The sequence below is a fragment of the Streptomyces sp. Ag82_O1-12 genome, assembly GCF_900182715.1.
GTDB lineage: Bacteria > Actinomycetota > Actinomycetes > Streptomycetales > Streptomycetaceae > Streptomyces > Streptomyces massasporeus.
In genome coordinates this window covers 1,397,746-1,424,654 of the sequence record NZ_FXUW01000001.1, presented here as the reverse complement: position 1 = coordinate 1,424,654, position 26,909 = coordinate 1,397,746, and the positions used below count along the sequence as shown (strand labels likewise).

23 protein-coding genes are annotated in these 26,909 nt (G+C 72.1%); 18 read left to right on the top strand and 5 right to left on the bottom strand.

The genetic code is table 11. The features are described 5' to 3' along the window. Positions 1–254: 254 nt before the first annotated feature. From QOL88_RS06535 to QOL88_RS06510, 6 genes are all read left to right on the top strand, one after another. On the top strand, positions 255–578 hold the full coding sequence (locus QOL88_RS06535; RefSeq protein WP_003977346.1) for an integration host factor: 324 nt from the start codon (positions 255–257) through the stop codon (positions 576–578). A gap of 58 nt (positions 579–636) precedes the next feature. Then, positions 637–1,230, top strand: a complete 594-nt coding sequence (gmk, locus tag QOL88_RS06530; RefSeq protein ID WP_097215518.1) for a guanylate kinase — start codon at positions 637–639, stop codon at positions 1,228–1,230. 68 nt (positions 1,231–1,298) lie between these two features. Beyond that, positions 1,299–1,571 (top strand): DNA-directed RNA polymerase subunit omega, encoded by a 273-nt coding sequence (rpoZ, locus tag QOL88_RS06525; protein WP_003988945.1) that lies wholly within the window; start codon positions 1,299–1,301, stop codon positions 1,569–1,571. 114 nt (positions 1,572–1,685) lie between these two features. Then, the gene (coaBC, locus tag QOL88_RS06520; RefSeq protein WP_097215517.1) at positions 1,686–2,888 is read left to right on the top strand and encodes a bifunctional phosphopantothenoylcysteine decarboxylase/phosphopantothenate--cysteine ligase CoaBC; all 1,203 of its coding nucleotides are present in this window, start codon (positions 1,686–1,688) and stop codon (positions 2,886–2,888) included. 237 nt (positions 2,889–3,125) lie between these two features. Beyond that, positions 3,126–4,334, top strand: a complete 1,209-nt coding sequence (gene metK / locus QOL88_RS06515) for a methionine adenosyltransferase (RefSeq protein WP_097215516.1) — start codon at positions 3,126–3,128, stop codon at positions 4,332–4,334. A 478-nt stretch (positions 4,335–4,812) separates the two neighbouring features. Beyond that, entirely contained in the window at positions 4,813–6,966 is a 2,154-nt protein-coding gene (locus QOL88_RS06510) for a primosomal protein N' (protein WP_097215515.1), read from the top strand. 132 nt (positions 6,967–7,098) lie between these two features. Here QOL88_RS06510 and QOL88_RS06505 read toward each other — a convergent pair whose 3' ends face one another. Then, a complete protein-coding gene (locus QOL88_RS06505; protein ID WP_097215514.1) occupies positions 7,099–7,650 on the bottom strand; it encodes a hypothetical protein in 552 nt (183 codons plus the stop codon). Between the two features lie 323 nt (positions 7,651–7,973). Between QOL88_RS06505 and fmt the strand changes: the two genes are divergently transcribed. Both fmt and QOL88_RS06495 read left to right on the top strand, forming a co-directional pair. Then, a complete protein-coding gene (gene fmt / locus QOL88_RS06500) occupies positions 7,974–8,906 on the top strand; it encodes a methionyl-tRNA formyltransferase (RefSeq protein WP_097215513.1) in 933 nt (310 codons plus the stop codon). A 151-nt stretch (positions 8,907–9,057) separates the two neighbouring features. Further along, on the top strand, positions 9,058–10,476 hold the full coding sequence (locus QOL88_RS06495) for an RsmB/NOP family class I SAM-dependent RNA methyltransferase (protein ID WP_097215512.1): 1,419 nt from the start codon (positions 9,058–9,060) through the stop codon (positions 10,474–10,476). On the opposite strand, the gene QOL88_RS06490 is transcribed toward QOL88_RS06495, so the two are convergent. Next, positions 10,457–12,598 carry an MMPL family transporter gene (locus QOL88_RS06490; RefSeq protein ID WP_097215511.1) on the bottom strand — a complete coding sequence of 714 codons (2,142 nt, stop codon included), beginning with the start codon at positions 12,596–12,598 and terminating at the stop codon, positions 10,457–10,459. The two genes, QOL88_RS06495 and QOL88_RS06490, sit on opposite strands and share 20 nt — an antisense overlap. A 155-nt stretch (positions 12,599–12,753) precedes the next feature. On the opposite strand from QOL88_RS06490, the gene rpe reads away from it, so the two are divergent. From rpe to QOL88_RS06455, 7 genes are all read left to right on the top strand, one after another. Then, entirely contained in the window at positions 12,754–13,440 is a 687-nt protein-coding gene (gene rpe / locus QOL88_RS06485) for a ribulose-phosphate 3-epimerase (RefSeq protein ID WP_097215510.1), read from the top strand. A 78-nt stretch (positions 13,441–13,518) separates the two neighbouring features. Then, positions 13,519–14,562, top strand: a complete 1,044-nt coding sequence (locus QOL88_RS06480) for a sugar-binding transcriptional regulator (protein ID WP_097215509.1) — start codon at positions 13,519–13,521, stop codon at positions 14,560–14,562. A 3-nt stretch (positions 14,563–14,565) separates the two neighbouring features. Further along, complete coding sequence (locus QOL88_RS06475) at positions 14,566–14,937, top strand: barstar family protein (protein WP_179878785.1); 372 nt, start codon at positions 14,566–14,568, stop codon at positions 14,935–14,937. A 108-nt stretch (positions 14,938–15,045) separates the two neighbouring features. After that, complete coding sequence (locus QOL88_RS06470) at positions 15,046–16,488, top strand: GuaB1 family IMP dehydrogenase-related protein (RefSeq protein WP_179878784.1); 1,443 nt, start codon at positions 15,046–15,048, stop codon at positions 16,486–16,488. A 320-nt stretch (positions 16,489–16,808) separates the two neighbouring features. Further along, on the top strand, positions 16,809–18,278 hold the full coding sequence (locus tag QOL88_RS06465) for an amino acid permease (RefSeq protein ID WP_097215507.1): 1,470 nt from the start codon (positions 16,809–16,811) through the stop codon (positions 18,276–18,278). A gap of 10 nt (positions 18,279–18,288) precedes the next feature. Beyond that, positions 18,289–18,741, top strand: coding sequence for an Lrp/AsnC family transcriptional regulator (locus QOL88_RS06460; protein ID WP_031104506.1), 453 nt, complete (start codon positions 18,289–18,291; stop codon positions 18,739–18,741). Positions 18,742–18,877: 136 nt separating this feature from the next. Further along, positions 18,878–20,074 (top strand): MFS transporter, encoded by a 1,197-nt coding sequence (locus QOL88_RS06455; protein WP_097215506.1) that lies wholly within the window; start codon positions 18,878–18,880, stop codon positions 20,072–20,074. On the opposite strand, the gene QOL88_RS06450 is transcribed toward QOL88_RS06455, so the two are convergent. Next, entirely contained in the window at positions 20,043–20,609 is a 567-nt protein-coding gene (locus tag QOL88_RS06450) for a Repetin (RefSeq protein ID WP_097215505.1), read from the bottom strand. The two genes, QOL88_RS06455 and QOL88_RS06450, sit on opposite strands and share 32 nt — an antisense overlap. A 299-nt stretch (positions 20,610–20,908) precedes the next feature. On the opposite strand from QOL88_RS06450, the gene QOL88_RS06445 reads away from it, so the two are divergent. Beyond that, positions 20,909–21,697, top strand: coding sequence for a carbon-nitrogen hydrolase family protein (locus tag QOL88_RS06445; protein ID WP_097215504.1), 789 nt, complete (start codon positions 20,909–20,911; stop codon positions 21,695–21,697). A 70-nt stretch (positions 21,698–21,767) separates the two neighbouring features. Then, on the top strand, positions 21,768–23,480 hold the full coding sequence (locus QOL88_RS06440) for a flavin monoamine oxidase family protein (protein ID WP_097215503.1): 1,713 nt from the start codon (positions 21,768–21,770) through the stop codon (positions 23,478–23,480). Here QOL88_RS06440 and QOL88_RS06435 read toward each other — a convergent pair. Continuing rightward, positions 23,477–24,220 (bottom strand): DUF5995 family protein, encoded by a 744-nt coding sequence (locus tag QOL88_RS06435; protein ID WP_097215502.1) that lies wholly within the window; start codon positions 24,218–24,220, stop codon positions 23,477–23,479. The two genes, QOL88_RS06440 and QOL88_RS06435, sit on opposite strands and share 4 nt — an antisense overlap. Positions 24,221–24,395: 175 nt before the next feature. On the opposite strand from QOL88_RS06435, the gene QOL88_RS06430 reads away from it, so the two are divergent. Further along, a complete protein-coding gene (locus tag QOL88_RS06430) occupies positions 24,396–25,526 on the top strand; it encodes a glycoside hydrolase family 6 protein (RefSeq protein WP_097215501.1) in 1,131 nt (376 codons plus the stop codon). On the opposite strand, the gene QOL88_RS06425 is transcribed toward QOL88_RS06430, so the two are convergent. Then, entirely contained in the window at positions 25,505–26,884 is a 1,380-nt protein-coding gene (locus tag QOL88_RS06425; RefSeq protein WP_097215500.1) for a uracil-xanthine permease family protein, read from the bottom strand. The genes QOL88_RS06430 and QOL88_RS06425 overlap by 22 nt on opposite strands. Between the last annotated feature and the right edge of the window lie 25 nt (positions 26,885–26,909).

Sequence of the window (26,909 nt, the reverse complement as noted above, 5' to 3'; positions counted from 1 at the left end):
ACCTCCGATGAGTGGTCGGGGACCCGCTTGAGTCTGAATACATCCTCAAATCCGGGGCATTATGTCCTAAATGTCCGTTCAGATGAAGGCTGACCAGGACTTTTCCGCTGTTCTCGCTGACTCTGGCGGACTTGCCCGCTAGTCTCCGACGAGAGAACGGGCAAGCGTGTGTTGCTCGTGGCTCCCCAGGTGTGGGGCGACTAGGTTCCTCACCGGTCCGTATCCGACAGTTCGACATCCGAGGTGACGTAGGCGTGGCTCTTCCGCCCCTTACCCCTGAACAGCGCGCAGCCGCGCTCGAAAAGGCCGCCGCGGCTCGCCGGGAGCGGGCCGAGGTCAAGAATCGACTCAAGCACTCCGGCGCCTCCCTTCACGAGGTCATCAAGCAGGGCCAGGAGAACGACGTCATCGGCAAGATGAAGGTCTCCGCCCTCCTCGAGTCGCTGCCGGGCGTGGGCAAGGTCCGCGCCAAGCAGATCATGGAGCGACTCGGTATCTCCGAGAGCCGCCGCGTGCGGGGCCTCGGGTCCAACCAGATCGCCTCCCTGGAGCGCGAGTTCGGCAGTACCGGCTCCTGATTCGGGCGCTCCGGGGAAGCGAGTCCCGGGCACTCCGCGATTGCTGGATAATCGCTGCATGGCTGCAACACCCCGGGGGACGACCCCCGTACCCCCGGACGTACGTCCGCGGCTGACCGTGCTCTCCGGCCCCTCCGGGGTCGGCAAGAGCACGGTCGTCGCCCATATGCGCAAGGAACACCCCGAGGTCTGGCTCTCCGTGTCGGCGACGACACGCAAGCCCCGGCCCGGCGAGCAGCACGGAGTCCACTACTTCTTCGTCTCCGACGACGAGATGGACAAGCTGATCGCCAACGGGGAACTGCTGGAGTGGGCCGAGTTCGCCGGCAATCGCTACGGCACGCCGCGAGCGGCCGTGCAGGAGCGCCTGGAGAACGGCGAGCCCGTGCTCCTCGAGATCGACCTCCAGGGCGCTCGCCTGGTCCGCGAGTCGATGCCCGAGGCCCAGCTGGTGTTCCTGGCTCCTCCCTCCTGGGAGGAGCTCGTGCGCCGACTCACCGGGCGGGGCACCGAACCGCCCGAGGTGATCGAGCGCCGGCTGGAAGCGGCGAAGATCGAACTCGCGGCCGAGCCGGAGTTCGACACCACCCTGGTCAACACCTCCGTCGAGGACGTGGCTCGTGAGCTGCTAGCCTTGATGGACGTCGTGTGACCATCGCCGATCGTTACGGTCGGCCGATCAACCCGACAGATTCTTTCCCATCCATCGGAAGGTAGAGCGTGTCCTCTTCCATCTCCGCGCCCGAGGGCATCATCAACCCGCCGATCGACGAGCTCCTCGAGGCCACCGACTCGAAGTACAGCCTCGTGATCTACGCGGCCAAGCGTGCCCGCCAGATCAACGCGTACTACTCGCAGCTCGGCGAGGGTCTCCTCGAGTACGTCGGTCCCCTCGTCGACACGCACGTCCACGAGAAGCCGCTCTCGATCGCCCTCCGCGAGATCAACGCGGGGCTCCTGACGTCCGAGGCCGTCGAGGGCCCGGCGCAGTAAGTAGGATTTACAGCTTGACGCTGACTTGTCCACAGGCCCGGCAGGCCGACTGCCGGGCCTGTGGTGTGTCATGGAGTCGTACGGTGTGCCGGTTGCCGAGGTCCGGGGAGAGACGTGGACAAGCCGAAGGTCGTTCTGGGGGTCAGCGGGGGCATCGCCGCGTACAAGGCCTGTGAGCTGCTGCGGCGGCTGACGGAGTCGGGCCACGACGTGCGTGTGGTGCCCACCGCCTCCGCGCTGCACTTCGTCGGCGCCGCGACCTGGTCCGCGCTCTCCGGCCACCCGGTCTCCACCGCGGTGTGGGACGACGTGCACGAGGTCCCGCACGTCCGCATCGGGCAGCACGCGGACCTGGTCGTCGTCGCCCCGGCCACCGCCGACATGCTCGCCAAGGCGGCCCACGGCCTCGCCGACGACCTCCTGACCAACACGCTGCTCACCGCCCGCTGCCCGGTCGTCTTCGCCCCCGCCATGCACACGGAGATGTGGGAGCACCCAGCCACCCAGGAGAACGTGGCGACGTTGCGCCGCCGCGGCGCCCTTGTCATCGAGCCGGCCGTGGGCCGCCTCACCGGCGTCGACACCGGCAAGGGCCGGCTGCCCGACCCGGGCGAGATCTTCGAGGTCTGCCGCCGCGTGCTGGCCCGGGGCGTCACCGCGCCCGACCTCAAGGGCCGGCATGTCGTCGTCAGCGCCGGCGGCACCCGTGAGCCCCTGGACCCCGTCCGCTTCCTCGGCAACCGCTCCTCCGGCAAGCAGGGCTACGCCCTCGCCCGTACCGCCGCCGCCCGCGGCGCCCGCGTCACACTGATCGCGGCCAACAGCATCCTGCCGGCCCCGGCGGGCGTCGACGTCGTCCCCGTCGGCACCGCCGTGGAGCTGCGTGAGGCGGTGCTGCGGGCCGCCCCCGAGGCCGACGCCGTGGTGATGGCGGCCGCTGTGGCGGACTTCCGCCCGGCGGCGTACGCGGCGGGGAAGATCAAGAAGAAGGACGGCCAGGAACCGGAGCCGATCACCCTGGTGCGGAATCCGGACATCCTCGCGGAGATCTCCGGGGACCGGGCCCGCGCCGGACAGGTGATCGTCGGCTTCGCCGCCGAGACGGACGATGTCCTCGCCAACGGCCGCACCAAGCTCAAGCGCAAGGGCTGCGATCTGCTCGTCGTGAACGAGGTGGGGGAGCGCAAGACCTTCGGTTCCGAGGAGAACGAGGCGGTCGTGCTCGGCGCCGACGGCAGCGAGACCGCGGTGGCGCACGGACCCAAGGAAGCCCTGGCCGACACCGTGTGGGACCTGGTGGCCGAGCGCCTGCGCTGATGCCTCGGACGCCCTGCACGCCCTCGAAAGCCGGTCGATCGGGGCGTGGCGCCTCTGGCCAAGGTCGCTCGGCATTGGGCAGAATGCCCGTGCCGCAGGTCACAGCACTCCCGAGTGGCGAGACAGGGGGCCCGTGGCCGAAGCGTGACCCGTAAACTGTTCCACGGACGGCGCCGGGTGCAGCCCCCGCCGTCCGCCAATGATCAGCCAGCAGCCGCTGCAACCCCAGGGAGCGTTGTGTCCCGTCGCCTTTTCACCTCGGAGTCCGTGACCGAGGGTCACCCCGACAAGATCGCTGACCAGATCAGCGACACCATTCTCGACGCGCTCCTGCGCGAGGACCCGTCCTCCCGGGTCGCCGTCGAGACCCTGATCACGACCGGCCTGGTGCACGTGGCCGGCGAGGTCACGACCAAGACGTACGCGGACATCGCGACGCTGGTCCGGAACAAGATCCTCGAGATCGGCTACGACTCCAGCAAGAAGGGCTTCGACGGCGCCTCCTGCGGCGTGTCGGTGTCGATCGGCGCGCAGTCCCCGGACATCGCCCAGGGTGTGGACACGGCGTACGAGTCCCGTGTCGAGGGCGACGAGGACGAACTCGACAAGCAGGGCGCGGGCGACCAGGGCCTGATGTTCGGCTACGCGACGGACGAGACGCCGACGCTGATGCCGCTGCCGATCTTCCTGGCCCACCGCCTGTCGAAGCGCCTGTCCGACGTGCGCAAGAACGGCACGATCCCCTACCTGCGTCCGGACGGCAAGACGCAGGTCACCATCGAGTACGACGGCGACAAGGCGGTCCGCCTGGACACCGTCGTCGTCTCCTCGCAGCACGCCTCGGACATCGACCTGGAATCGCTGCTGGCTCCGGACATCAAGGAGTTCGTCGTCGAGCCGGAGCTGAAGGCGCTTCTGGACGAGGGCATCAAGATCGACACGGAGAACTACCGTCTCCTGGTCAACCCCACCGGCCGTTTCGAGATCGGCGGCCCGATGGGCGACGCCGGCCTGACCGGCCGCAAGATCATCATCGACACCTACGGCGGCATGGCCCGCCACGGCGGCGGTGCCTTCTCCGGCAAGGACCCGTCCAAGGTCGACCGCTCCGCGGCATACGCGATGCGCTGGGTCGCGAAGAACGTGGTCGCCGCCGGTCTCGCCACCCGCTGCGAGGTGCAGGTCGCGTACGCGATCGGCAAGGCCGAGCCGGTGGGTCTGTTCGTCGAGACCTTCGGCACCGCCAAGATCGACACGGAGAAGATCGAGAAGGCGATCGACGAGGTCTTCGACCTCCGCCCGGCCGCCATCATCCGCGACCTCGACCTGCTCCGCCCGATCTACTCCCAGACCGCCGCGTACGGCCACTTCGGCCGCGAGCTCCCCGAGTTCACGTGGGAGCGGACGGACCGCGTGGACGCGCTGCGCACGGCCGCGGGGCTGTAAGTCCCGTCCCTCAGGCCATCGTGTGAGGCCCGGCACCCTTCGGGGGGCCGGGCTACGCGGTTCTCTCCGGGCCTCGCGGTTCTCTCCGGGCTTCGCGGTTCTCTCCGGGCCTCGCCGTCCTCTCCGGGCCTCGCACCGCCGACTCCGCCTCACGTGGGTCGCTCCCGCCTCACGCGGGCCGCACCCGTCTCTTGCCCGGGGCCGCCCCCGCCTCGCGCGGGCCCGTTCCTGCCCTGCCGGGCCCGCAAAACGGCTCGCGGGCGGCGGCGGGCTCTCTCTACGGTGGAGAGCGCCGGGGCGCCCGGTGCGAAGGTGGCGGATACTTCTGGGCTCGTAGCAGCCCCCGCGGGTTCGAATCCCGCCGTCGGCCGGGCTGAGCCCGGTGGCGTGGCCGAGTGGTCCAAGGCGAGTGCGCGCCGTCACCGCGAGGGAACTCGGGCGACTCCGCTTGTCAGTGGTGTTTGGTAAGAATGCAAGCGTGAGCAGCGAGAACGAACAGGCGGGCGGCGGGGCGGAGGGTGCCCCGCCCGAGCAGCTCGCGCTCATCCGGGACAGCGTGCGCAAGGCCAAGACGCCCCGGGCCAAGCCGCGGACCTGGCGGGGGGCCGCGCTCGCCAAGGACCGGCCCGTCGCGCGCGTCCTCGTCGACAAGGGCGTGCTCCATCTCGACCGGTACTTCGACTATGCCGTGCCCGAGGAGCTGGACGCGGACGCCCAGCCGGGCGTGCGGGTGCGGGTCAGGTTCGGGGCCGGGCGGCATCGCGTGCGGGAGGGGCGGCGCGAGGGCGGCGGGCTGATCGACGGGTTCCTCGTCGAGCGGCTGGCCGAGTCCGACTACTCCGGCCCGCTGGCCGCCCTCGCCCAGGTCGTCTCGCCCGAGCCGGTGCTCAGCGCGGAACTGCTGGGCCTGGCCAGGGCGGTCGCCGACCGGTACGCGGGCAGCCTCGCCGACGTCCTGCAGCTCGCCGTACCGCCGCGCAACGCACGGGCCGAGCAGCGGTCCTCCCCCGACCCGCTGCCACCGCCCCCGGCGCCGGAGGCGGGCTCCTGGCAGCGGTACGAGCGGGGGGCGGCGTTCCTGGAGTCCCTGGCCTCCGGCGGGGCGCCCCGGGCCGTGTGGAACGCGCTGCCCGGTCCGCAGTGGAGCGAGGAGCTGGCCCGGGCCGTCGCCGCGACGCTGGCCTCCGGGCGCGGGGCGCTCGCCGTCCTGCCCGACGGACGGGCGGTCGCGCGGGTCGACGCCGCACTGACCTCGCTGCTGGGAAAGGGGCGGCACGCGGTGCTCACCGCCGACGCCGGCCCCGAGAAGCGGTACGCGCAGTGGCTCGCGGTGCGGCGTGGCTCCGTACGGGCCGTGATCGGGACGAGAGCCGCGATGTTCGCACCCGTCCAGGACCTCGGCCTGGTCGCCCTCTGGGACGACGGCGACGACAGCCACAGCGAGCAGCACGCCCCGCAGCCCCATGCCCGCGAGGTGCTCCTGCTGAGGGCCGCGCTGGACAAGTGCGGCTTCCTGCTGGGGAGCTGGGGCTGCACGGTGGAGGCCGCGCAACTCGTCGAGAGCGGCTGGGCCCGGCCGCTCGTCGCGGGGCGTGAGCAGGTGCGGGCCGCCGCTCCGCTGGTACGGACCGTCGGGGACCAGGATCTCGCCCGGGACGAGGCCGCCCGGGCCGCCCGGCTGCCGACCCTCGCCTGGCAGGCCGTCAGGGACGGGCTGCGGAGCGGCCCGGTGCTGGTGCAGGTGCCCCGCAGGGGGTACGTGCCGCGCATGGCCTGTGCCAACTGCCGGGCGCCCGCGCGCTGCCGGCACTGCTCCGGGCCGCTGGAGGCGCCGGAGGGCGGTGCCCTGAACTGCGGGTGGTGCGGGCGCGAGGAGAGCGGCTGGCACTGCCCTGACTGCGGTTCCTTTCGCCTGCGCGCCTCGGTCGTGGGGGCGCGGCGGACCGCCGAGGAACTCGGCCGGGCGTTCCCCGTCGTGCCGGTACGCACCTCGGGGCGGGAGCACGTGCTCGACACGGTGCCGGGGGCTCCCGCACTGGTCGTGAGCACACCGGGTGCCGAGCCCGTTGCCGAGGGCGGGTACGCGGCGGCGCTGCTGCTGGACGGGTGGGCCATGCTCGGGCGGCCCGATCTGCGGGCCGGGGAGGACGCGTTGCGGCGGTGGATCGCGGCCGCGTCCCTCGTCCGACCGCAGCCGGCCGGCGGCACGGTGGTGGTCGTGGCCGAGCCGACGCTGCGGCCCGTGCAGGCGCTCGTCCGCTGGGATCCCGTCGGACACGCGGTGCGGGAACTCGCCGAGCGGTCCGAGCTGGGATTCCCGCCGGTGTCGCGGATGGCGGCCGTGTCGGGCCCCGCGGAGGCGGTGGCCGACTTCCTCCGCGGGGCCGAACTGCCGCCCGAGGCCGAGGTGCTGGGACCGGTGCCGTTGCCCGTCCCCACCGCCGGGCGGCCTCGGCGGGCCGGGGCGCCGCCGCCCGGGGAGCAGTGGGAGCGGGCGCTGCTGCGGGTGCCGCCGGGCAGGGGGGCCGCGCTGGCCGCCGCGCTCAAGGCCGCGCAGGCAGCGCGGATGGCCAGGGGGAACGGAAGCGGCGCAGGTGTGTGGGTGAGGGTCGACCCGGCCGACATCGGCTGATCCCGCGGGCGGTGGCCGAGGACCCTGCGGCGGTCCGCGCAGGACGGTGGTGGGTGTCTGCTGGGGTCGGGTATGGCCCGGAGACGCGGCCGCCCTCCCGGAGGCCTTCCGGGAGGGCGGGGAGAGGGCGCGTCAGCCGTTGCGCGGGCCCGGGAAGGCCGTGGGCCGCACCTCGTCGCGGAGTGCGGGGCTGCCGGCCGTCGGCTGCGTGGGCATGGAGCGGGCCGCGGGGACCGTCGGGACCGTGGGCAGACCGGTGGTCACATTGACCGCGCGGCCGCCCGTCGGCGTCGGCTCCGGCGTGCGCTCCGGCTCCGGCACGGCCGACTGGGCCGTGGCACGGCGGGCGCCGTAACGGCGGTGGACCGCCTGCTTGGTGACTCCCAGGGCGGAGCCCACCGCGTCCCACGAGAAGCCGAGTGAGCGGTCGAAGTCCACGGCCGCCGTCACCAGGGTCTCGACACTGTCCCGCAGCTCCTGGGCGAGACGTACCGTCGGGGCGGGGGCGCGTCCGTAGACGACGAAGCCCGTGGAGGGGCCGGAGCGGCGCGGGCGGTAGACGTTCCCCAGCTGGGCGGTGAGGGTGCGCAGTGCGTCCACCTGCCGGCGGACCCGCTCGATGTCCCGCACCAGCAAGTGCAGGCTGGCCCGAGCCTGGGCGTCGTGGGTTGCGTGGTCGGCCATGAACAAGCCTCTCGAACCGGCGTTGAAAGGAATGGGCCGCGATCGCGGCCCGTTGTGGTCAACTCTGTCTTGACCAACGCGGATCCGCTCCGCTGGTCACGGTGTGGGGGCGTGGGGGCATATGCGTGCGCCCGTTTGCGCGGGGTGTGCGCCTCGGCCTACGGCCTTCGGCGCCCGTCTCCCGCCCGCGCACCGTCGGTGACAGCCGATCAAGAGGCCGAGCTTTCCTGGGGGCTGAGCGCCGTCGGCGGCTTTCCGTCCCGGGCTCATAGACTTGGGCGCTGCCCGTCCACGTTCCCGCCCCGAGAGGCCCCCACCACCCCATGAAGCTCGTCTTCGCCGGTACACCCGAGGTCGCCGTTCCCGCTTTGGACGCTCTGCTCGCCTCCGGGCGGCACGAGGTGGCCGCCGTCGTCACGCGGCCCGACGCGCCGGCCGGGCGCGGACGCAGGCTCGTCGCGTCGCCCGTCGCCGAGCGGGCGGAGGAGGCCGGGATCGAGGTGCTGAAGCCCGCGAAGCCGAAGGACCCCGAGTTCCTGGAGCGGCTGCGGGAGATCGGGCCGGACTGCTGCCCCGTCGTCGCCTACGGGGCGCTGCTGCCCCGGGTCGCCCTCGACATCCCCGCGCAGGGCTGGGTCAATCTGCACTTCTCCCTGTTGCCCGCCTGGCGCGGTGCCGCGCCCGTGCAGCACGCCATCATGGCCGGCGACGAGATCACCGGTGCCTCGACGTTCCTGATCGAGGAGGGGCTCGACTCCGGGCCGGTGTACGGGACGGTGACCGAGGAGATCCGGGCCACCGACACCAGCGGGGATCTGCTGACGCGGCTGGCGTTCGCCGGTGCCGGGCTGCTCGTGGCGACGATGGACGGGATCGAGGACGGCACGCTGAAGGCAGTACCGCAGCCGGCCGACGGGATCAGCCTCGCCCCGAAGGTCAACGTCGAGGACGCGCACCTCGACTTCGGCGCGCCCGCGCTGCGCGTCGACCGGATGGTGCGGGGCTGCACCCCGGCCCCCGGCGCCTGGACCACCTTCCGGGGTGAGCGCCTGAAGCTCATCCAGGTCGCCCCCGTGCCCGACCGGACGGACCTCGCCCCGGGGCAGATCGCCGCCGGGAAGAACAACGTCCACGTCGGCACCGGCTCGTACGGCGTCGAGCTGCTGTGGGTGCAGGCCCAGGGCAAGAAGCCGATGCGCGCGGCGGACTGGGCGCGCGGGGTGCGGATCGTCGAGGGCGAGCGGCTCGGCGGCTGACGCCGGGGCGGGGCCGACGACGCGGCCCGGTACCCGTCCGCCCGCTCTGCCCCGCTCCAGCCGGCGCCCGTGCCCCGTGGCGGGTTTCGTCCCGCTCCCGGCGGCGTAGGCTGGACGGCGCACTTCATCTCACCCCCGGAGCACCTTTTTCGTGAGCGAACAGCCCCGTCGAGCCCGCACGTCAGGCAAGCCCTACCGCCGGCCCAAGAAGGACCCCGTCCGCATCCTCGCCTTCGAGGCACTGAGGGCCGTGGACGAGCGGGACGCCTACGCCAACCTCGTTCTGCCGCCCCTGTTGCGCAAGGCGCGCGAGAAGGACGACTTCGACGCCCGGGACGCGGCCCTCGCCACCGAGCTGGTGTACGGGACGCTGCGGCGGCAGGGGACGTACGACGCGATTCTGGCGTCGTGTGTGGACCGGTCGCTCGGCGAGGTCGACCCGCCGGTGCTGGACGTGCTGAGCCTCGGCGCGCATCAGCTGCTCGGCACACGGATCCCGACGCACGCGGCCGTGTCCGCCACCGTCGAGCTCGCGCGGGTCGTGCTCGGCGACGGGCGGGCCAAGTTCGTCAACGCCGTGCTGCGCAAGGTCGCGCAGGACGATCTCGACGGCTGGATCGAACGGGTCGCACCGCCCTACGACGAGGATCCCGAGGACCATCTCGCCGTCGTGCACTCGCACCCGCGGTGGGTCGTGTCCGCGCTGTGGGACTCCCTCGGCGGTGGGCGGGACGGCGTCGAGGAGCTGCTCCGCGCCGACAACGAACGGCCCGAGGTGACCCTGGTGGCACGGCCCGGACGGGCCACCCCGGAGGAACTGCTCGACGAGGAGGCTGCCGTACAGGGGCGCTGGTCGCCCTATGCCGTGCGGCTGACCGAGGGCGGGGAGCCGGGCGCCATCGCGGCCGTGCGGGACGGGCGCGCGGGCGTGCAGGACGAGGGCAGCCAGCTCGTCGCGATCGCCCTCGCCGACGCGCCCCTGGACGGCCCCGACCGGCGCTGGCTGGACGGGTGCGCGGGACCCGGCGGCAAGGCAGCGCTGCTCGGCGCGCTCGCAGCGGAGCGAGGGGCGATGCTCGTCGCCTCGGAGAAGCAGACCCATCGCGCGGGCCTCGTCGCGAAGGCGCTGGACGGCAACCCGGGGCCGTACCAGGTGATCGCCGCGGACGGGACGCGTCCGGCGTGGCGGCCCGGCACCTTCGACCGGGTGCTGGTCGACGTGCCGTGCACCGGCCTCGGCGCGCTGCGCCGCCGCCCCGAGGCGCGCTGGCGGCGCCGCCCGCAGGACCTGGAGGGCTTCGCGCCGCTCCAGCGGGGCCTGCTGCGCACCGCCCTGGAGTCCGTGCGGGTCGGCGGTGTCGTGGGCTACGCGACCTGCTCGCCGCACCTCGCCGAGACCCGGGCCGTCGTCGCCGACGTGCTCAAGCAGCACCCGGACACGGAACTCGTGGACGCCCGGCCGCTGCTGCCCGGCGTAAAGGACCTCGGCGACGGGCCCGACGTGCAGCTGTGGCCGCATCTGCACGGGACCGACGCGATGTATCTGGCGCTCATTCGTCGGACCGGCTGACCCCCGCCCCCACGGCCGTCCGGCCGGGCGCCCCGCCGTCGTGGCGCGCCAGCCGGTGCGGCCACCACACCTTCGGCCCGACGTCCAGGAACAGCGACGTCACCAGGACCGAGCGGACGATGAAGGTGTCGATGAGGACGCCGAGGGCGACCGTGAAACCGATCTCGGCGAAGGCGACCATCGGGAGGGTGCCGAGGGCGGCGAAGGTGCCGGCCAGGACCAGGCCGGCGGAGGTGATGACCGCCCCGGTGGCCGCGAGGCCTGTGATGACGCCCGCTCTGGTGCCCTGGCGGGCCGCCTCCTCGCGGATGCGCGTGGTCAGGAAGATGTTGTAGTCGATGCCCAGGGCGACCAGGAACACGAAGACGAACAGCGGGAAGTCGGTCGCCTCGCCCGCGTAGTCGAAGATGTACCGGAACGCGAGCGCGCTGATGCCGAGGGCCGCCGCGAACGACAGGATCACCGTCCCGATCAGCAGCAGCGGGGCGATCAGGGCGCGCAGCAGGCCGCACAGGATCAGCAGGACGACCAGCAGCACCAGCGGGATGATCAGCACGTTGTCGTGCGTGGTCGCCGCGTCCATGTCCAGCAGGGCCGCCGTACCGCCGCCGACCTTGGCGTCGGCGTCCGGCACCGCGTGCGCGGCGTCCCGTACCCGCTCCACCGTCTGTTTGGCGGCCTCGCTGTCCGCCGGGGCGGTCATGGTGGCCTCGAAGAGGACCTTGCCCTCGAAGGCCGGTCTGGTGCCGGGTGGCAGACCGAGGGACTGGGGGACCACGCCCGGTGTCCCGGCGACCGCGCGCCCCACCTGTACGGCCTGCGCCTGGTTGCTGACGATGACCAGGGGGTCGCCGCTGCCCGCCGGGAAGTAGCGCGCCGAGATCTCCTGCCCGGTGATCGAGTCCGGCTTCCCGGTGAACGCGTCCGCGTTGCCGATGCCCTCCGCGCGCAGCTGGATCAGGCCCAGCGAGCAGACCGCCAGCGCGAGGGCCGTCACCGCCCAGATCATCCGCGGGCGGCGGGCGATACGGCGGCCCGTGCGGGCCCAGACGCCGCTCTCGGTCGGATCGGGACTGCCGTAGTGCGGGACGACCGGCCAGAAGATCCAGCGGCCGAAGATCACCAGCAGGGCCGGGAACAGGCTCATCATCGCCAGCAGGGCGACGGCGACGCCGATCGCGGCCACCGGGCCCAGGCCGCTCGTGGAGTTCATCTCGGCGGCCAGCAGCACCAGCATGCTCAGCACGACCGTCGCGCCGGAGGCGAGCACGGCCGGGCCGGCGCGGTGCAGGGCCAGGGCCATCGCCTCGTGCCGGTCCTCGTGCCGGCGCAGTTCCTCCCGGTAGCGGGCCACCAGCAGCAGGGCGTAGTCCGTCCCCGCTCCGAAGACCAGGACCGTGAGGATGCCCGCGCTCTGGCCGTTGACCGTCAGGCCCGCGTGCTCGGCCAGCAGGTAGATCAGCGCCTGGGAGGTGAACAGCGCGCAGACCACCGCGACCAGGGGGACCAGCAGCAGGGTCAGGCTGCGGTAGGTGATGAGCAGCATGACGACGACGACCACCATCGCCGAGAGCAGCAGGGTCGAGTCGATGCCCTCGAAGGCCTCCGCGAAGTCCGCGGACGTGCCGCCCGGGCCCGTGATGTGCACGGTCATCCCGTCGCTGCCCGTGCCGACGTCGTCCCGGATGGAGTCCACGGCGGGTGAGATCCGCTCCCAGCCCTCCTCGTCGATCATGATCGGCACGAAGACCTGGGCCGCGCGCGGATCGGCCTGCCGGTCGAACACCGGCCCCCGCGTCCGCTCCCCGATGATGCCGTGGTCGCTCAGCTGCTTCAGCTGCCGTACGTCCTCGGCGATCTCCGCCCGGTCCTGGGCCGTCAGGCCGCTCTCCCGCGCGTAGATCACCACCGCCGGGATCTGTTCCGGCCGGAAGTCCTCGGAGATCTGCAGCACCTGCGTCGACTCCGCGGACCCGGGCAGCCACGACGCGGCGTCGTTGTCCTGCGCGTCGGTGAGCTTCATGGCGAGCGGCGCGGCGACGACCACCACGACCACCCAGAAGACCAGCACGAGCCACTTGGCCCGTCGCCCGCAGACCAGGTGAGCGACGCCCTGCTTCATGACGGCCCCCTCCGCGAAGACGCCCGGTAAGGGGCGCGGGGCTGTGACATGTGCGGCTCCGCCGCGTGGGCGCGACAAGTCACGTGAGTCCCGCAGCCAACAGACCACCTGGGTCCGATGCTCACAACCCCCGGAGGGCATGGCAGTCTTAGGACATGGCCGCGCAGATCAACCCCAGCATCCTGTCCGCAGACTTCGCCCGCCTCGCGGACGAGGCGAAGGCCGTGGCAGGAGCCGACTGGCTCCACGTCGACGTCATGGACAACCATTTCGTCCCGAACCTCACGCTCGGCGTGCCGGTCGTAGAGTCGCTGGCCCGTGCGACGGACACCCCGCTGGACTGCCATCTGATGATCGAGGCCCCCGATCGGTGGGCGCCCCAGTACGTGGAAGCGGGGGCCGGTTCCGTCACCTTCCACGTCGAGGCCGCCGCGGCTCCGGTCCGGCTCGCCCGGGAGATCCGCGCCAAGGGCGCCCGCGCCTCCATGGCGCTGAAGCCCGCGACGCCCATCGAGCCGTACGAGGACCTGCTCCCCGAGCTCGACATGCTGCTGATCATGACGGTCGAACCGGGCTTCGGGGGACAGGCCTTCCTCGACATCATGCTTCCGAAGATTCGCCGCACCCGCGAGTTGATCAGCAAGCACGGACTGGAGCTGTGGCTCCAGGTCGACGGCGGAGTTTCCGCTTCCACGATCGAGCGGTGCGCGGACGCCGGAGCCGACGTCTTCGTGGCCGGATCGGCGGTCTACGGGGCAAACGACCCGGCCCAGGCGGTACGTGCACTACGCACACAGGCCGAGGCGGCCACGGCGAAGGCCTCCTGGGCCTGCGACCACTGAGCCACAGCAAAGTGAACGGCTCTCATCAGGGCTGATCAACCGCGCCACATCTGCAAGGATGAACGGCGAATCCAGAGTGTGAACAGCAGTGAGGAGAACGCCGTGTCGGGTATGTCGGCGGGCCGGTCAGCCATGCGGATGGGACCCGCTGAGCTGGTGCAGGCGGCGGCCATGGCCCGCCGCTTCTACCTCGAGGGCAAATCCAAGATCCAGATCGCGGAGGAGTTCGGCGTCAGCCGCTTCAAGGTGGCCCGGGTCCTGGAGACCGCCCTCGAACGGGACCTCGTACGTATCGAGATCCGTGTGCCTGCCGAGCTGGACGCCGAGCGCTCGGACGCGCTCCGCGCCCGCTACGGCCTCAGGCACGCCGTCGTGGTCGAGTCTCCGGCCGAGGCCGAGGAGTCGCCCGACCCCGAGAACCTGGGAGAGGTGGCCGCCGACCTGCTCGGCGAACTGGTCGACGAAGGTGATGTGCTGGGCCTGGCCTGGGGCCGCTCCACCATCCACATGGCGGCGGCGCTCGACCGGCTGCCCCCGTGCACGGTGGTGCAGCTGACAGGTGTGTACGACGCCGGAACCGCCGAGCGCGGCTCGGTCGAGGCCGTACGCCGCGCCGCCCAGGTGTCCGGCGGCGACGCCCACCCCATCTACGCACCGATGCTGCTGCCCGACGCGGCCACGGCCACGGCACTGCGCAACCAGACCGGGATCGCCCGGGCCTTCGAGCACTTCGACAAGGTCACGGTCGCCTGCGTCTCCATCGGCTCCTGGGAGCCGGGCATCTCCACGGTGCACGACATGCTCAGCGACGAGGAGCGCGCGCACTACGCGTCGCTCGGTGTCGCCGCCGAGATGTCCGCGCACCTCTTCGACACCGACGGCCGCCGGGTCGGCCGGGACCTGGGCGAGCGGTGCATCACGGTGAAGGCCGACCAGCTCCGCCGGATCCCCGAGGTCGTGGCGATCGCGGGCGGGCAGCGCAAGGGGCCCGCGATCGACGCGGTGCTGCGGTCCGGGCTCGTCACCAGCCTGGTGACGGACACGTCGGCCGCGGACTACCTGATGACGGCCGGCCCGGCTCCGAAGTCCGCGCTCAACCGGTCCGACCCGGACGGGGTCTGACGGGTGGCCGGTCAGGCGCACGGAGTGCACGACCCGGCGGGCCGGGTCGTGGTCGTCCTGGACCTCGACGGGGTCACGGACAAGGCGGGCCTCATGGACCGCTGCGCCCGCGACCTGGCCCTGCCCGACTGGTTCGGCCGCAACTGGGACGCGCTGGCCGACTGTCTGGCCGACCCCGACCTCTGGCCCGAGGAGGCGGGGGAGCGGGGGCTGCTGGTCGTCGTCCAGGGCTGGCGCGGGTACGCCGAGACACGGCCCGACGAGTGGCAGGTCGCCGAGGAGATCTTCGCCGAGGCCACGGACCGGGGCCCGGGACTGTTCGTGACCCTCGGCCTTGGAGAATCCTCCGAGAAGCCCCCTGACCAGCCTGGATGATCCGCTGGGGGTTGTTCGGGCGGGGGGCATGGGAGAATGAAGTACGTGCTCTTTCCCCCTGGCCGGCCGGTCCGGGGGTCACCTCTGATCGACTGGGATGTGCAGCACGTGCGTTTCCTCAATGACATCCAGCCCGGGTACGACCTGACGTACGACGACGTCTTCATGGTGCCGAGCCGCTCCTCGGTGGGCTCGCGGCAGGCCGTCGACCTCAGCTCTCCGGACGGCACGGGCACCACCATCCCGCTCGTCGTCGCCAACATGACCGCCATCGCCGGCCGCCGCATGGCCGAGACCGTGGCCCGCCGCGGCGGCCTCGTGGTGATACCGCAGGACATCCCGATCGAGGTGGTCACCGAGGTCGTCTCCTGGGTGAAGAGCCGCCATCTGGTGCTGGACACCCCGATCATCCTGTCCCCGCACCAGACCGTCGCGGACGCGCTGGGGCTGCTGCCCAAGCGCGCGCACAACGCCGGTGTCGTCGTCGACGAGAACCAGAGGCCCATCGGCGTGGTCACCGACTCCGACCTCTCCGGCGTCGACCGCTTCACGCAGCTCGCCGAGGTCATGTCCCGGGACCTGCTGCTCATCGACGCGGACCAGGACGCGGGCGAGGCCTTCACCACCCTCGACCACGCCAACCGCCGCTACGCCCCCGCGGTCAACCAGGACGGCACGCTCGCCGGCATCCTGACCCGCAAGGGTGCCCTGCGCGCCACGCTCTACCAGCCGGCCACCGACGCGCGGGGACGGCTGCGCATCGCCGCCGCCGTCGGCATCAACGGCGACGTCGCGGGCAAGGCGCAGGAGCTGCTGGACGCGGGGGTCGACGCGCTCGTCATCGACACGGCCCACGGCCACCAGGAGTCGATGATCAGCGCCCTGAAGCTGGTGCGCGACCTCGACCCGCAGGTGCCGATCGTCGCGGGCAACGTGGTCGCCGCCGCGGGTGTGCGCGACCTGATCGAGGCCGGTGCGGACATCGTCAAGGTCGGTGTCGGCCCCGGCGCCATGTGCACCACGCGCATGATGACCGGCGTCGGCCGGCCGCAGTTCTCCGCCGTCCTGGAATGCGCCGCCGAGGCCAGGAAGTACGGCAAGCACGTCTGGGCCGACGGCGGTGTCCGCCACCCGCGTGACGTCGCCATGGCCCTCGCGGCCGGTGCCTCCAACGTGATGGTCGGCTCCTGGTTCGCGGGCACCTACGAGTCCCCGGGCGACCTCCAGCACGACGCCCAGGGCCGTGCCTACAAGGAGTCCTTCGGCATGGCGTCCGCCCGGGCCGTGCGCAACCGCACCTCGGAGGAGTCGGCGTACGACCGCGCCCGCAAGGCGCTGTTCGAGGAGGGCATCTCCACCTCCCGCATGTTCCTCGACCCGGCCCGCCCGGGCGTCGAGGACCTGATCGACTCGATCATCGCGGGCGTCCGCTCCTCCTGCACCTACGCCGGAGCGGGATCCCTGGAGGAGTTCGCGGAGAAGGCCATCGTCGGCATCCAGAGCGCCGCCGGCTACGCGGAGGGCAAGCCCCTGCACGCCAGCTGGAGCTGACGTCCCCAACGCCCCGTCGAACGGCCCCCGTCGACCCGCCCCGCGGGACGTCCGGGGGCCGTTTCGTTGCGTCGTCGGGGCCCTCCGAGGAGCGCCGGCGCAACACTCGACAGCCGTCCCGCAACGAACACCCGCCCAGCCCCGGCGAACGCAATGATCTTGCAGGTACGCGCAAGGTTGCTGCATTTCGACAGCAACGCCATTGCTCATAGGCTGTCGCCTCGTACGTGGCGTGGCGGGGACTCCGCTCGGTGGGTCCCCGGCTTCCGGGGTGCCCGCGGTCCCTGCCGCCCTGACCGGCAGCGATAAGGAGCCAGCGCGTGCTCGACCAAGGCGCACCCCCGCAGAACCCAGGCCAGACAGCCGCCCCCGCGTCCCCCGGCATCGGCGCGCGCCTCATGCGCCGCAAGCCCGTGGAACGCCTGGTCGCGGAGGGTGGGCAGGGCGAGGGAGGCTCGCTGCGCCGCACCCTCGGGCTGTGGCAGCTCACCATGATCAGCATCGGTGCCACGCTCGGCACCGGCATCTTCGTCGTCCTCGGCGAGGCCGTTCCCAAGGCGGGCCCGGCCGTCACGCTCTCCTTCGTCATCGCCGGCCTCACCGCCCTGTTCTCGGCCCTGTCCTACGCCGAACTGGCCGGCACCATCCCGGTCGCCGGCTCCTCCTACTCGTATGCGTACGCAACGATGGGCGAGCTGATCGCCTGGATATGCGGCTGGTGCCTGGTGCTGGAGTACGGCGTGTCGGTCGCCGCCGTCGCGGTCGGCTGGGGCGAGTACCTCAACGAACTGCTCGACGGGACCATCGGCGTCACCATCCCGGCCGCCCTCTCCGCCCCGCCCGGCGACGGCGGCGTGTTCAACCTGCCGGCGCTGATCGTCGTCCTGCTCGCGATGGCGTTCCTGCTGGGCGGCGCCCGCGAGTCCGCCCGCGCCAACACCGTCATGGTCGTCGTGAAGATCGCCGCGCTGGTGATGTTCTGCGCCATCGGCGTCCAGGGCTTCCGCTCCGGCAACTACGAGAACTTCATGCCGCTCGGCATGGCCGGAGTCAGCGCGGCCGGCGCCACGCTGTTCTTCTCCTACATCGGCTTCGACGCCGCCTCCACCGCCGGTGAGGAGGCCAAGAACGCCCAGCGCGACCTGCCCCGCGCGATCATGCTGTCGCTGGTCATCGTCACCGCGCTGTACGTCCTCGTCGCGGCGGTCGCGGTCGGCGCCAAGCCCTGGAAGGGCTTCACCGACTCCGAGGCCGCCCTCGCCCAGATCATGCGCGAGGTCACCGGGCAGACCTTCTGGGGCACGCTGCTGGCGTTCTGCGCCGTCATCGCCATCGCCAGCGTGGTGCTGACCGTGCTGTACGGCCAGACCCGCATCCTGTTCGCCATGTCCCGCGACGGGCTCGTGCCGAAGGTGTTCGCCAAGGTCCACCCGAAGACCGGCGCCCCCCGCGCCAACACCCTGATCGTCTCCCTGTTCTGCGGGGTCCTCGCCGCCGCGATCCCGCTCGGGCAGCTCGCCGACGCCACCAGCATCGGCACCCTGTTCGCCTTCGCCCTCGTCAACGTGGCCGTCGTGGTGCTGCGCCGCACCAAGCCGGACATGCCCCGCACCTTCCGGGTGCCGCTCTCGCCGGTCCTGCCCGCCCTGGGCTTCGCCCTCTGCGTGTGGATGATGGGCAGCCTGTCCACCGTGACCTGGGTGGTCTTCGGTGTCTGGATGGCCGCGGGTCTCGTGTTCTACTTCGGGTACGGCTACCGCCGCTCCCGACTCGCACCATCCGAAAAGTGATCAACCCACTGTGCTGAACGATCTCGACGAACGCATCGTGCACGCCCTCGCCGAGGACGCCCGCCGCTCCTACGCCGACATCGGCCAACTCGTCGGCCTGTCCGCGCCCGCCGTGAAACGGCGCGTGGACCGGCTGCGGGCCACCGGAGCCATCACCGGATTCACCGTACGGGTGGACCCGGGCGCCCTCGGCTGGGAGACCGAGGGGTTCGTCGAGATCTACTGCCGCGGGAACACCTCCCCGGAGACCATCCAGCGAGGCCTTGAGCGCTACCAGGAGGTCGTGGCCGCGTCCACCGTCACCGGGGACGCGGACGCGATCGTCCAGGTCTTCGCCTCCGACATGCGCCACTTCGAACGGGTCCTGGAGCGGATCGCCGGGGAGCCGTTCGTCGAGCGGACCAAGTCCGTGCTCGTGCTCTCGCCGCTGCTGCGGCGCTTCTCGTCGGGATCACCCACGTAAATCCGTGGCCCGCGCCGGGCGACACCCCTAGCCTGGGTGTCATGACCTGGCGACATTGATCCACCAGCCGTGCCTCCCGAGGACCGCCTCGGCCGCCGTACCTCCGGCGTCCGATCCGTCCTTCCGGGAAGGCCCCATGACACTCTCACCCGCCCGCGTGCCCGCCACTGGCGTCCGCCGGCTGACGCGCACGCTGTACGGCTACGCGTTCCTCGACGACTTCGTCCTGCTCTACCCGGTGTACGCGCTGCTGTTCGCCGACACCGGCATGTCGCTCTGGCAGATCTCCTCCCTGTTCGCCCTGTGGTCGGTCACCGGTGTGGTGCTCGAAGTGCCCTCCGGCGCCTGGGCCGACGCCATGTCGCGGCGCAGGCTGCTGTGGATCGGCCCGCTGCTGACCGCCGTCGGCTTCGCGCTGTGGGTGGTCGTGCCGTCGTACGGGGCCTTCGCGGCCGGCTTCGTCCTGTGGGGTGCGGGCGGGGCCCTGGGATCCGGCGCGCTGGAGGCACTGGTCTACGACGAGCTGGACCGGCTCGGTGCCGCCGACCGGTACGCCCGGGTGATGGGCCGTGCCCGGGCCGCGCGCCTGCTGGGCACCGTGGCCGCCACCGGCCTCGCGGGGCCCGTCTTCTCCTGGGGCGGCTACGGGGCGGTCGGTGCCGCGAGTTTCCTGGCCTGTGTGCTGACCGCCCTCACCGCCACCCGGTTCCCGGAGCACCGGGTGCGGCCGGAGAGCACCGGCGACACCTGGGCGACCACCCTGCGCACCGGACTGGCCGAGGCCCGCGGGAACCGTGCGGTGCGCGGCGCCCTGCTGCTGGTCCCGGCCGTCGCCGCGGTGTGGGGCGCGCTCGACGAGTACACCCCGCTGCTGATCCGCGATCTCGGCGTCGCCGAGGCCACGGTGCCCTACCTCGTCATGCTGATCTGGGCGGGCGTCACCCTCGGCAGCCTGTTGACCGGACCGGCCGAACGCCTCGGCACGACGGGGCTCGCGGTGCTGCTCGCGGGCGCCGCCCTCGCCCTGGCCGTGGGAGCCATGGCCCGCTCCCTGGCCGGTGTCGTCCTGGTGAGCCTCGCCTTCGCCGGGTTCCAGCTGGCCGAGGTGCTCGCCGACGTCCGTCTCCAGCACCGCATCGAGGAGTCCCGGCGGGCCACGCTCACCTCGGTGGCGAGTCTGGGCACCGAGCTGGCGACGGTCGCCACGTTCGGCGTGTACGCGCTGCTCGGTACCGACATGGCGCACAGCACCGTCTTCGCGGTGCTGGCGATCCCCTACCTGGTGACGGCCCTGGCGCTGGCTAGAGCTCGGGCTGCCACGGCACGACCGTGAAGTCGCCCGTCCCCTTCACTACCTTCTCGAAGGGGGCGGAACTCACGCACTTGGGCAGTTCCTTCGTGTCGACGGGGCTGCCCGTGGCGGCCCAGCTGTAGCCGAGCCGGTCCTGGCGGCCGAGGTCGTGGACGGTGACGCCGACCCGCTTGCCCTCGGCGCCCGGCAGGTCGGACTCGGTGACGACACCGGAGACGACGGCGACCTTGCCCCCGGTGAGCAGGCAGTCGACCTTCACCTCGGCCCGGGCGCCCTCGCCGTTCAGATAGTGGCTGAACTCGAAGGTGCCGGTGGCCTTCGACGGGTCGGCCTTGTCCTTGGCGGCCAGGTGCGCGTCGAACGAGAACGTGATGTCGTCCCCGGCCGAGCGGTACAGCTTGGCGGTGCCGGTGAGGGCCGCGGCCTCCCGCTGCCGCGGCGCGTCCGAGGTGGTCGTCCGCTCCCGGGGCGCGTCCGACGCGGTCGCGGCCGAGGCCGCCCCGGCCGTGAGCAGCAGCGCGGAGCCGAGCACGACGATCTTCGTACGGCGCTTCATTTCGGGTCCTTCCGCAGGTCGTGTGGACAGCCCTTACTCTTCCGGCCCGGCGCGGCAGGAACATCGCGCCCGGGGCGGGACCCCGCCTCCGCCGTACGGCGGGGGAGGCCAGGGGCGGCTGCGCTTCGAGGAGGAGCGGGAGTCCGACCCGAGGCGCGCAACGAATCGCCGCCCGGCCCCGCACGCACGCAACGAACCGTTCACCGGCGCGCAACGGCTCCTTCTTGTCCGCCCTGGTCAGCCGCCCGTACCGTCTACGTGGCCCCTCCAACCACCCTTCCGCCCGGTGAGGAACACGCATGCGCACCGCCCTGCTCCAGAGCTCCGGCCGCCCCGGCTCGACCGTCGAGAACCTCAAGGTCCTCGACGAGGCCGCGGGCCGGGCCGCCGCCGCGGGGGCCCGGCTGCTCGTCACGGCGGAGATGTTCCTGACCGGCTACGCGATCGGCGACGACATCGGCCGGCTCGCCGAACCCGCCGACGGTGACTGCGCCGACGCGATCGCCGAGATCGCCACGCACCACGGCCTGGCGATCGCCTACGGCTACCCCGAGCGGGCCGGCGACACGGTGTTCAACTCCGCCCAGCTGATCTCCGCCGACGGCACCCGGCTCGCGAACCACCGCAAGACCCACCTCTTCGGCTGCTTCGAGCGCGACCACTTCACGCCGGGCGACCTGCCGGTAGTCCAGGCCGAGATCGACGGCGTCCGCGTCGGCATCCTGATCTGCTACGACGTGGAGTTCCCGGAGAACGTCCGCGCCCACGCCCTGGCCGGCACCGACCTGCTCGTCGTCCCGACCGCGCAGATGCACCCGTTCCAGTTCGTCGCCGAGTCGGTGATCCCGGTACGCGCCTTCGAGAACCAGATGTACGTCGCGTACGTCAACCGGGTCGGCGTGGAGGGCGAGTTCGAGTTCGTGGGGCTGTCCACGCTCGCCGGGCCCGACGGGGTCGCCCGGACCCGGGCCGGACGCGGCGAGGAACTCGTGCTCGCCGATGTCGACCCGGCCTTCCTCGCCGCGTCGCGCGAGAACAACCCGTATCTGAGGGACCGGCGGCCCGGCCTGTACGGCTCGCTCGTCTGAACCCGCTGATCCCGCTGATCCCGCTGAACCCGAACCGCCCGTTCGTCCCCGTGCAAGGAGTCCGTACCCCATGACGTCCACCGTGCCCAACGCCGTCGAGCACGCTGACGCGCAGCAGCCGCCGATCACCATGTTCGGCCCGGACTTCCCCTACGCCTACGACGACTTCCTCGCCCACCCGGCGGGTCTCGGGCAGATACCCGCGACCGAGCACGGCACGGAGGTCGCGGTCATCGGCGGCGGCCTGTCCGGCATCGTCGCCGCGTACGAGCTGATGAAGATGGGCCTGAAGCCGGTCGTGTACGAGGCCGACCAGATCGGCGGCCGGCTGCGGACGGTGGGCTTCGACGGGTGCGACGAGTCCCTCACCGCCGAGATGGGCGCGATGCGCTTCCCGCCGTCCTCCACGGCCCTCCAGCACTACATCGACCTCGTCGGCCTTCAGACGCGGCCGTTCCCCAACCCCCTCTCCGAGGCGACCCCGTCGACCGTCGTCGACCTCAAGGGCGAGTCGCACTACGCCGAGACGGTCGGCGACCTGCCCCAGGTCTACCGGGACGTCGCCGAGGCGTGGAACCGCTGCCTGGAGGAGGGCGCCGACTTCTCCGACATGAACCGCGCCCTGCGCGAGCGGGACGTGCCGCGCATCCGCGAGATCTGGTCCAGGCTCGTCGAGAAGCTCGACAACCAGACCTTCTACGGCTTCCTCTGCGACTCCGAGGCGTTCAAGTCCTTCCGGCACCGCGAGATCTTCGGTCAGGTCGGCTTCGGCACGGGCGGCTGGGACACCGACTTCCCCAACTCCATCCTGGAGATCCTGCGCGTCGTCTACACCGAGGCCGACGACCACCACCGCGGCATCGTCGGCGGCTCCCAGCAGCTGCCGCTGCGCCTGTGGGAGCGTGAGCCGCAGAAGATCGTCCACTGGCCGCTCGGTACCTCGCTCGCTACCCTGCACGAGGGCGGCGAGCCCCGCCCGGCCGTGACCCGGCTGCACCGCACCGCCGGCAACCGCATCACGGTGACCGACGCGGACGGCGACATCCGCACCTTCCAGGCGGCGATCTTCACCGCCCAGTCCTGGATGCTGCTGTCGAAGATCGCCTGTGACGACTCGCTCTTCCCGATCGACCACTGGACGGCGATCGAGCGCACCCACTACATGGAGAGCTCCAAGCTCTTCGTGCCGGTCGACCGGCCGTTCTGGCTGGACAAGGCCGTCGACGACCAGGGAAATCCGACGGGGCGGGACGTCATGTCGATGACGCTCACCGACCGTATGACGCGCGGCACTTACCTGCTCGACGACGGCCCGGACAAGCCCGCCGTCATCTGCCTCTCCTACACCTGGTGCGACGACAGCCTGAAGTGGCTGCCGCTGTCCGCGAACGAGCGGATGGAGGTCATGCTGAAGTCGCTCGGAGAGATCTATCCCAAGGTCGACATCCGGAAGCACATCATCGGCAACCCGGTGACCGTCTCCTGGGAGAACGAGCCCTACTTCATGGGCGCGTTCAAGGCCAACCTGCCCGGCCACTACCGCTACCAGCGGCGCCTGTTCACGCACTTCATGCAGGACCGGCTGCCCGAGGACAAGCGCGGCATCTTCCTCGCCGGCGACGACATCTCCTGGACGGCCGGCTGGGCCGAGGGCGCCATCCAGACCGCCCTCAACGCGGTCTGGGGCGTCATGCACCACCTGGGCGGCGCGACCGACGCGACCAACCCGGGCCCCGGCGACGTCTACGACGAGATCGCACCCGTCGAACTGCCGGAGGACTAGGGCCTGTCGTTTGATCCAAACGACAGACCCTGGCGGCACCCGGGCTCGGTCAGGGGCGTGAGCAGCATGCGCCCCGCGAAGCCCACCGCCGTGTCCAGGTGTTCGGTGAACTCGCCCGCGACATCGGGCAGTTCACGCAGGGCCCACAGTGCCCGGGCCGCCGTCCACGCGGCGTCCCGGGCGCGTTCCAGGCTCCAGGAGCCGAGCAGGTGGGTCAGCGGGTCGGCGATCCGGAACAGATCGGGGCCCGGCATCAGATCTTCGCGGATGCGCTCCTCCAGCGAGAGGAGGAGATCGCCCACCATGTCGAACTCGTCCTCCAGCTCGACGGGAGCGCAGCCGAGCGTACGGCAGGTGTCCACGACGGCCAGCGCGAGATCGTGCCCGATGTGCGCGTTGATGCCCGCCAGCGCGAACTGCAGCGGCCGTACCCCGGGATGGCGGCGGAACTGGAACAGCGGCCGCCAGCAGGCGGGCGGGCGCCGCTCGTCCGCGACCGTCTCGACGGCCGCCAGGTACCGCTGCGCGAACCGTACGTCCAGCGTGATCGCCGCCTGGGCGTCCGCGAACCGTCCGGTGTCGACCCACCGGTCCACCGCCTCCGTCACCGCGAGGTAGACGCGGTTGAACACCGCCACCCCGTCCCGCGGGTGCAACGCCGCGTCGAGGGCGCGCAAACGGGAGACGACGGCGTCGACCGGAGTGTCCACGGCTGGGGGGAGTTGTTCGCATCGCGGCATGCGGGCAGAGTCGCAGCTCTAGGCTGGCGGGAGTACCGGCGGGCCCGGCGCTTCCCCGAAACGGGGGAACACCGCCCGCCGCAGGGGGAGGGGGAGCAGCACTGTGTCAGGCTCGCGTGCCCGGCGCCTGGCCGCCCGCAGGGCCGGGCGCAGACGAGCCGCAGGGCGCGGCGCGATGGTCGCGGCGGCCTCGCTCGTCGTGGCGGCCGGAGCGGTCGCGGGCGTCCTCGCCGCGTTCGACGACCGGCGGGCCCCGGACGAGGCCGCGCCTGCCGAGGTGTCGGCGTCGCCCCGCCTCGCGCCCCTGCCGGCCGTTCCCTCACCGTCCGCGCCGACCACCGCCGGGTCCGCCTCGCCCTCGCCGTCCCCGTCGGCACGCCGGACGCAGAGCCCCGTGCCGTCGAGGACCGACACGAAACGGGAGCGCACCACCACCGTGGCCGGACGGCTCTACCGCCACCCCGACTCCCAGGTGCTCGCCTGGGTCCGCTCCCACTCCGGCGACCCCCGGCACGCGGTCATCGCGTCCCGTATCGCCGAGCAGCCCGCGGCCGTCTGGTTCGCCGACTACGCACCGGACACCGTCACCGCCCGGGTCGCCGCCGTGACCTCCGGCGGGGCCGCGCTCGGCCGGGTGCCCGTCGTCGTGCCCTACGCGATCCCCGGCCGCGACTGCGGCGGCCACTCCCAGGGCGGGGCGCCCGACCTGGACGCCTACGACGCCTGGATCGACCGGTTCGCGGCCGGGCTGGGCTCCGGTGAGGTCATCGTCGTCCTGGAGCCGGACTCGGTCGCCCAGACCGAGTGCCTCTCCGCCGGTGACCGGGCGGACCGCTTCGCCTCCCTGGCCCGGGCCGGCCGCGTCCTGAAGTCCGCCAACCCCCGGGCCCGCGTGTACTTCGACGCGGGGCACTCCGGCTGGAACCCGCCCGCCACCCAGGCGGCCTGGCTCAGGCAGGCCGGTGCCGCCTCGCCGGAGTCCTCCGACGGCGTCTTCAGCAACGTCTCCAACTTCCACACCACCGCCGACGAGGTCGCCTACGACCGGCGGGTCCTCGACGCGCTCGGCGGCCCGGCGGGTCTCGGCGCCGTCATCGACACCAGCCGCAACGGCAACGGCGCCCCGGCCGACGGCGAGTGGTGCGACCCCTCGGGCCGCGGGCTCGGCCGGACCCCGACCCTGAGCACCGGCGAGTCCCGGATCGACGCCTACCTGTGGGTGAAGCTGCCGGGGGAGTCGGACGGCTGCAAGGGCAGGCCGGGGACGTTCACCCCGTCGTACGCCTACGACTTGGCGTCGTCGTAGGAGGAGGTGCCCTCGTCCAGCAACGGCGCCTGCGTCTTCAAGTGGGCCGGGGCAAAGGCCCGCAGGGCGTGGTAGCCGGTGATGACGACCACCGTGCCGAGCGCGATGCCGCTCAGCGAGAACGTGTCCGAGAACTTCAGGGAGACGTTGCCGACGCCGATGATGATGCCCGCCGCGGCCGGGACCAGGTTCAGCGGATTGCGCAGATCCACCTTGGCGTTGATCCAGATCTGCGCGCCCAGCAGGCCGATCATGCCGTACAGGATGACGGTGATGCCGCCGAGCACCCCGCCCGGGATCGCCGCCACGACCGCGCCGAACTTCGGGCAGACGCCGAACAGCAGGGCGAAGCAGGCGGCGGCCCAGTAGGCGGCGGTCGAGTACACGCGGGTCGCGGCCATCACGCCGATGTTCTCGGAGTACGTGGTGTTGGGCGGACCGCCGACCGCGGTGGACAGCATCGAGCCGACGCCGTCGGCCGCGATGGCCGTGCCGAGCTTGTCGTCCAGCGAGTCGCCGGTCATCTCACCGACCGCCTTCACGTGCCCCGCGTTCTCCGCGACCAGCGCGATGACGACCGGCAGGGCGACCAGGATCGCCGACCACTCGAAGGACGGGGCGTGCAGGGTCGGCAGCCCGATCCAGTCGGCCTTGCCCACGCCGGAGAGGTCGAGCCGCCAGTGGTCGGTCAGCCTGCCGCTCGCGTCCACGGAGTGGATCTTGCCGAAGACCAGGTCGAACACCCAGGAGATGCCGTAGCCGAAGACCAGCCCCAGGAAGATCGCGATCCGGGACCAGAAACCCCGCAGGCAGACGACCGCCAGACCGGTGAACAGCATCACGAGCAGGGCCGTCCACTGGTCCTGCGGCCAGTACGTCGAGGCCGTCACCGGCGCCAGGTTGAAGCCGATCAGCATCACCACCGCGCCGGTCACGATCGGCGGCATCGCGGCGTGGATGATCCGCGCCCCGAACCGCCGCACGGCGAGCCCCACCAGGAACAGCGCGCCCCCGACGACGAACACCGCTCCCGTGACGGTCGCGCTGCTGCCGCCCTGCGCCCGGATCACCGCCGCCACGCCCACGAAGGAGAGCGAGCAGCCCAGGTAGCTGGGCACGCTGCCGCGGGTGGCCAGCAGGAACACGACGGTCGCGACGCCCGACATCATGATCGCGAGGTTGGGGTCCAGGCCCATCAGGACCGGTGCGACGAAAGACGCGCCGAACATCGCCACGACGTGCTGGGCGCCGAGTCCGGCCGTGCGGGGCCAGGAGAGCCGCTCGTCGGGGCGGACCACCGCGCCGGGCGCCGGGGTGCGTCCGTCGCCGTGCAGTTTCCAGCGGACGCCGAGATCCATGGTGCGGTTTCGCTTTCGTCGTGCC

What these genes read in the sequence shown, in the direction of transcription:
- QOL88_RS06430 (WP_097215501.1), top strand. Translation starts at nt 24,396, where the DNA reads ATGGTCGCGGCGGCCTCGCTCGTCGTGGCGGCCGGAGCGGTCGCGGGC.
- fmt (WP_097215513.1), top strand. Translation starts at nt 7,974, where the DNA reads ATGAAGCTCGTCTTCGCCGGTACACCCGAGGTCGCCGTTCCCGCTTTG.
- QOL88_RS06490 (WP_097215511.1), bottom strand. Translation starts at nt 12,598, where the DNA reads ATGAAGCAGGGCGTCGCTCACCTGGTCTGCGGGCGACGGGCCAAGTGG.
- rpe (WP_097215510.1), top strand. Translation starts at nt 12,754, where the DNA reads ATGGCCGCGCAGATCAACCCCAGCATCCTGTCCGCAGACTTCGCCCGC.
- QOL88_RS06450 (WP_097215505.1), bottom strand. Translation starts at nt 20,609, where the DNA reads ATGAAGCGCCGTACGAAGATCGTCGTGCTCGGCTCCGCGCTGCTGCTC.
- QOL88_RS06435 (WP_097215502.1), bottom strand. Translation starts at nt 24,220, where the DNA reads ATGCCGCGATGCGAACAACTCCCCCCAGCCGTGGACACTCCGGTCGAC.
- QOL88_RS06505 (WP_097215514.1), bottom strand. Translation starts at nt 7,650, where the DNA reads ATGGCCGACCACGCAACCCACGACGCCCAGGCTCGGGCCAGCCTGCAC.
- gmk (WP_097215518.1), top strand. Translation starts at nt 637, where the DNA reads ATGGCTGCAACACCCCGGGGGACGACCCCCGTACCCCCGGACGTACGT.
- QOL88_RS06445 (WP_097215504.1), top strand. Translation starts at nt 20,909, where the DNA reads ATGCGCACCGCCCTGCTCCAGAGCTCCGGCCGCCCCGGCTCGACCGTC.
- QOL88_RS06440 (WP_097215503.1), top strand. Translation starts at nt 21,768, where the DNA reads ATGACGTCCACCGTGCCCAACGCCGTCGAGCACGCTGACGCGCAGCAG.
- QOL88_RS06425 (WP_097215500.1), bottom strand. Translation starts at nt 26,884, where the DNA reads ATGGATCTCGGCGTCCGCTGGAAACTGCACGGCGACGGACGCACCCCG.
- QOL88_RS06455 (WP_097215506.1), top strand. Translation starts at nt 18,878, where the DNA reads ATGACACTCTCACCCGCCCGCGTGCCCGCCACTGGCGTCCGCCGGCTG.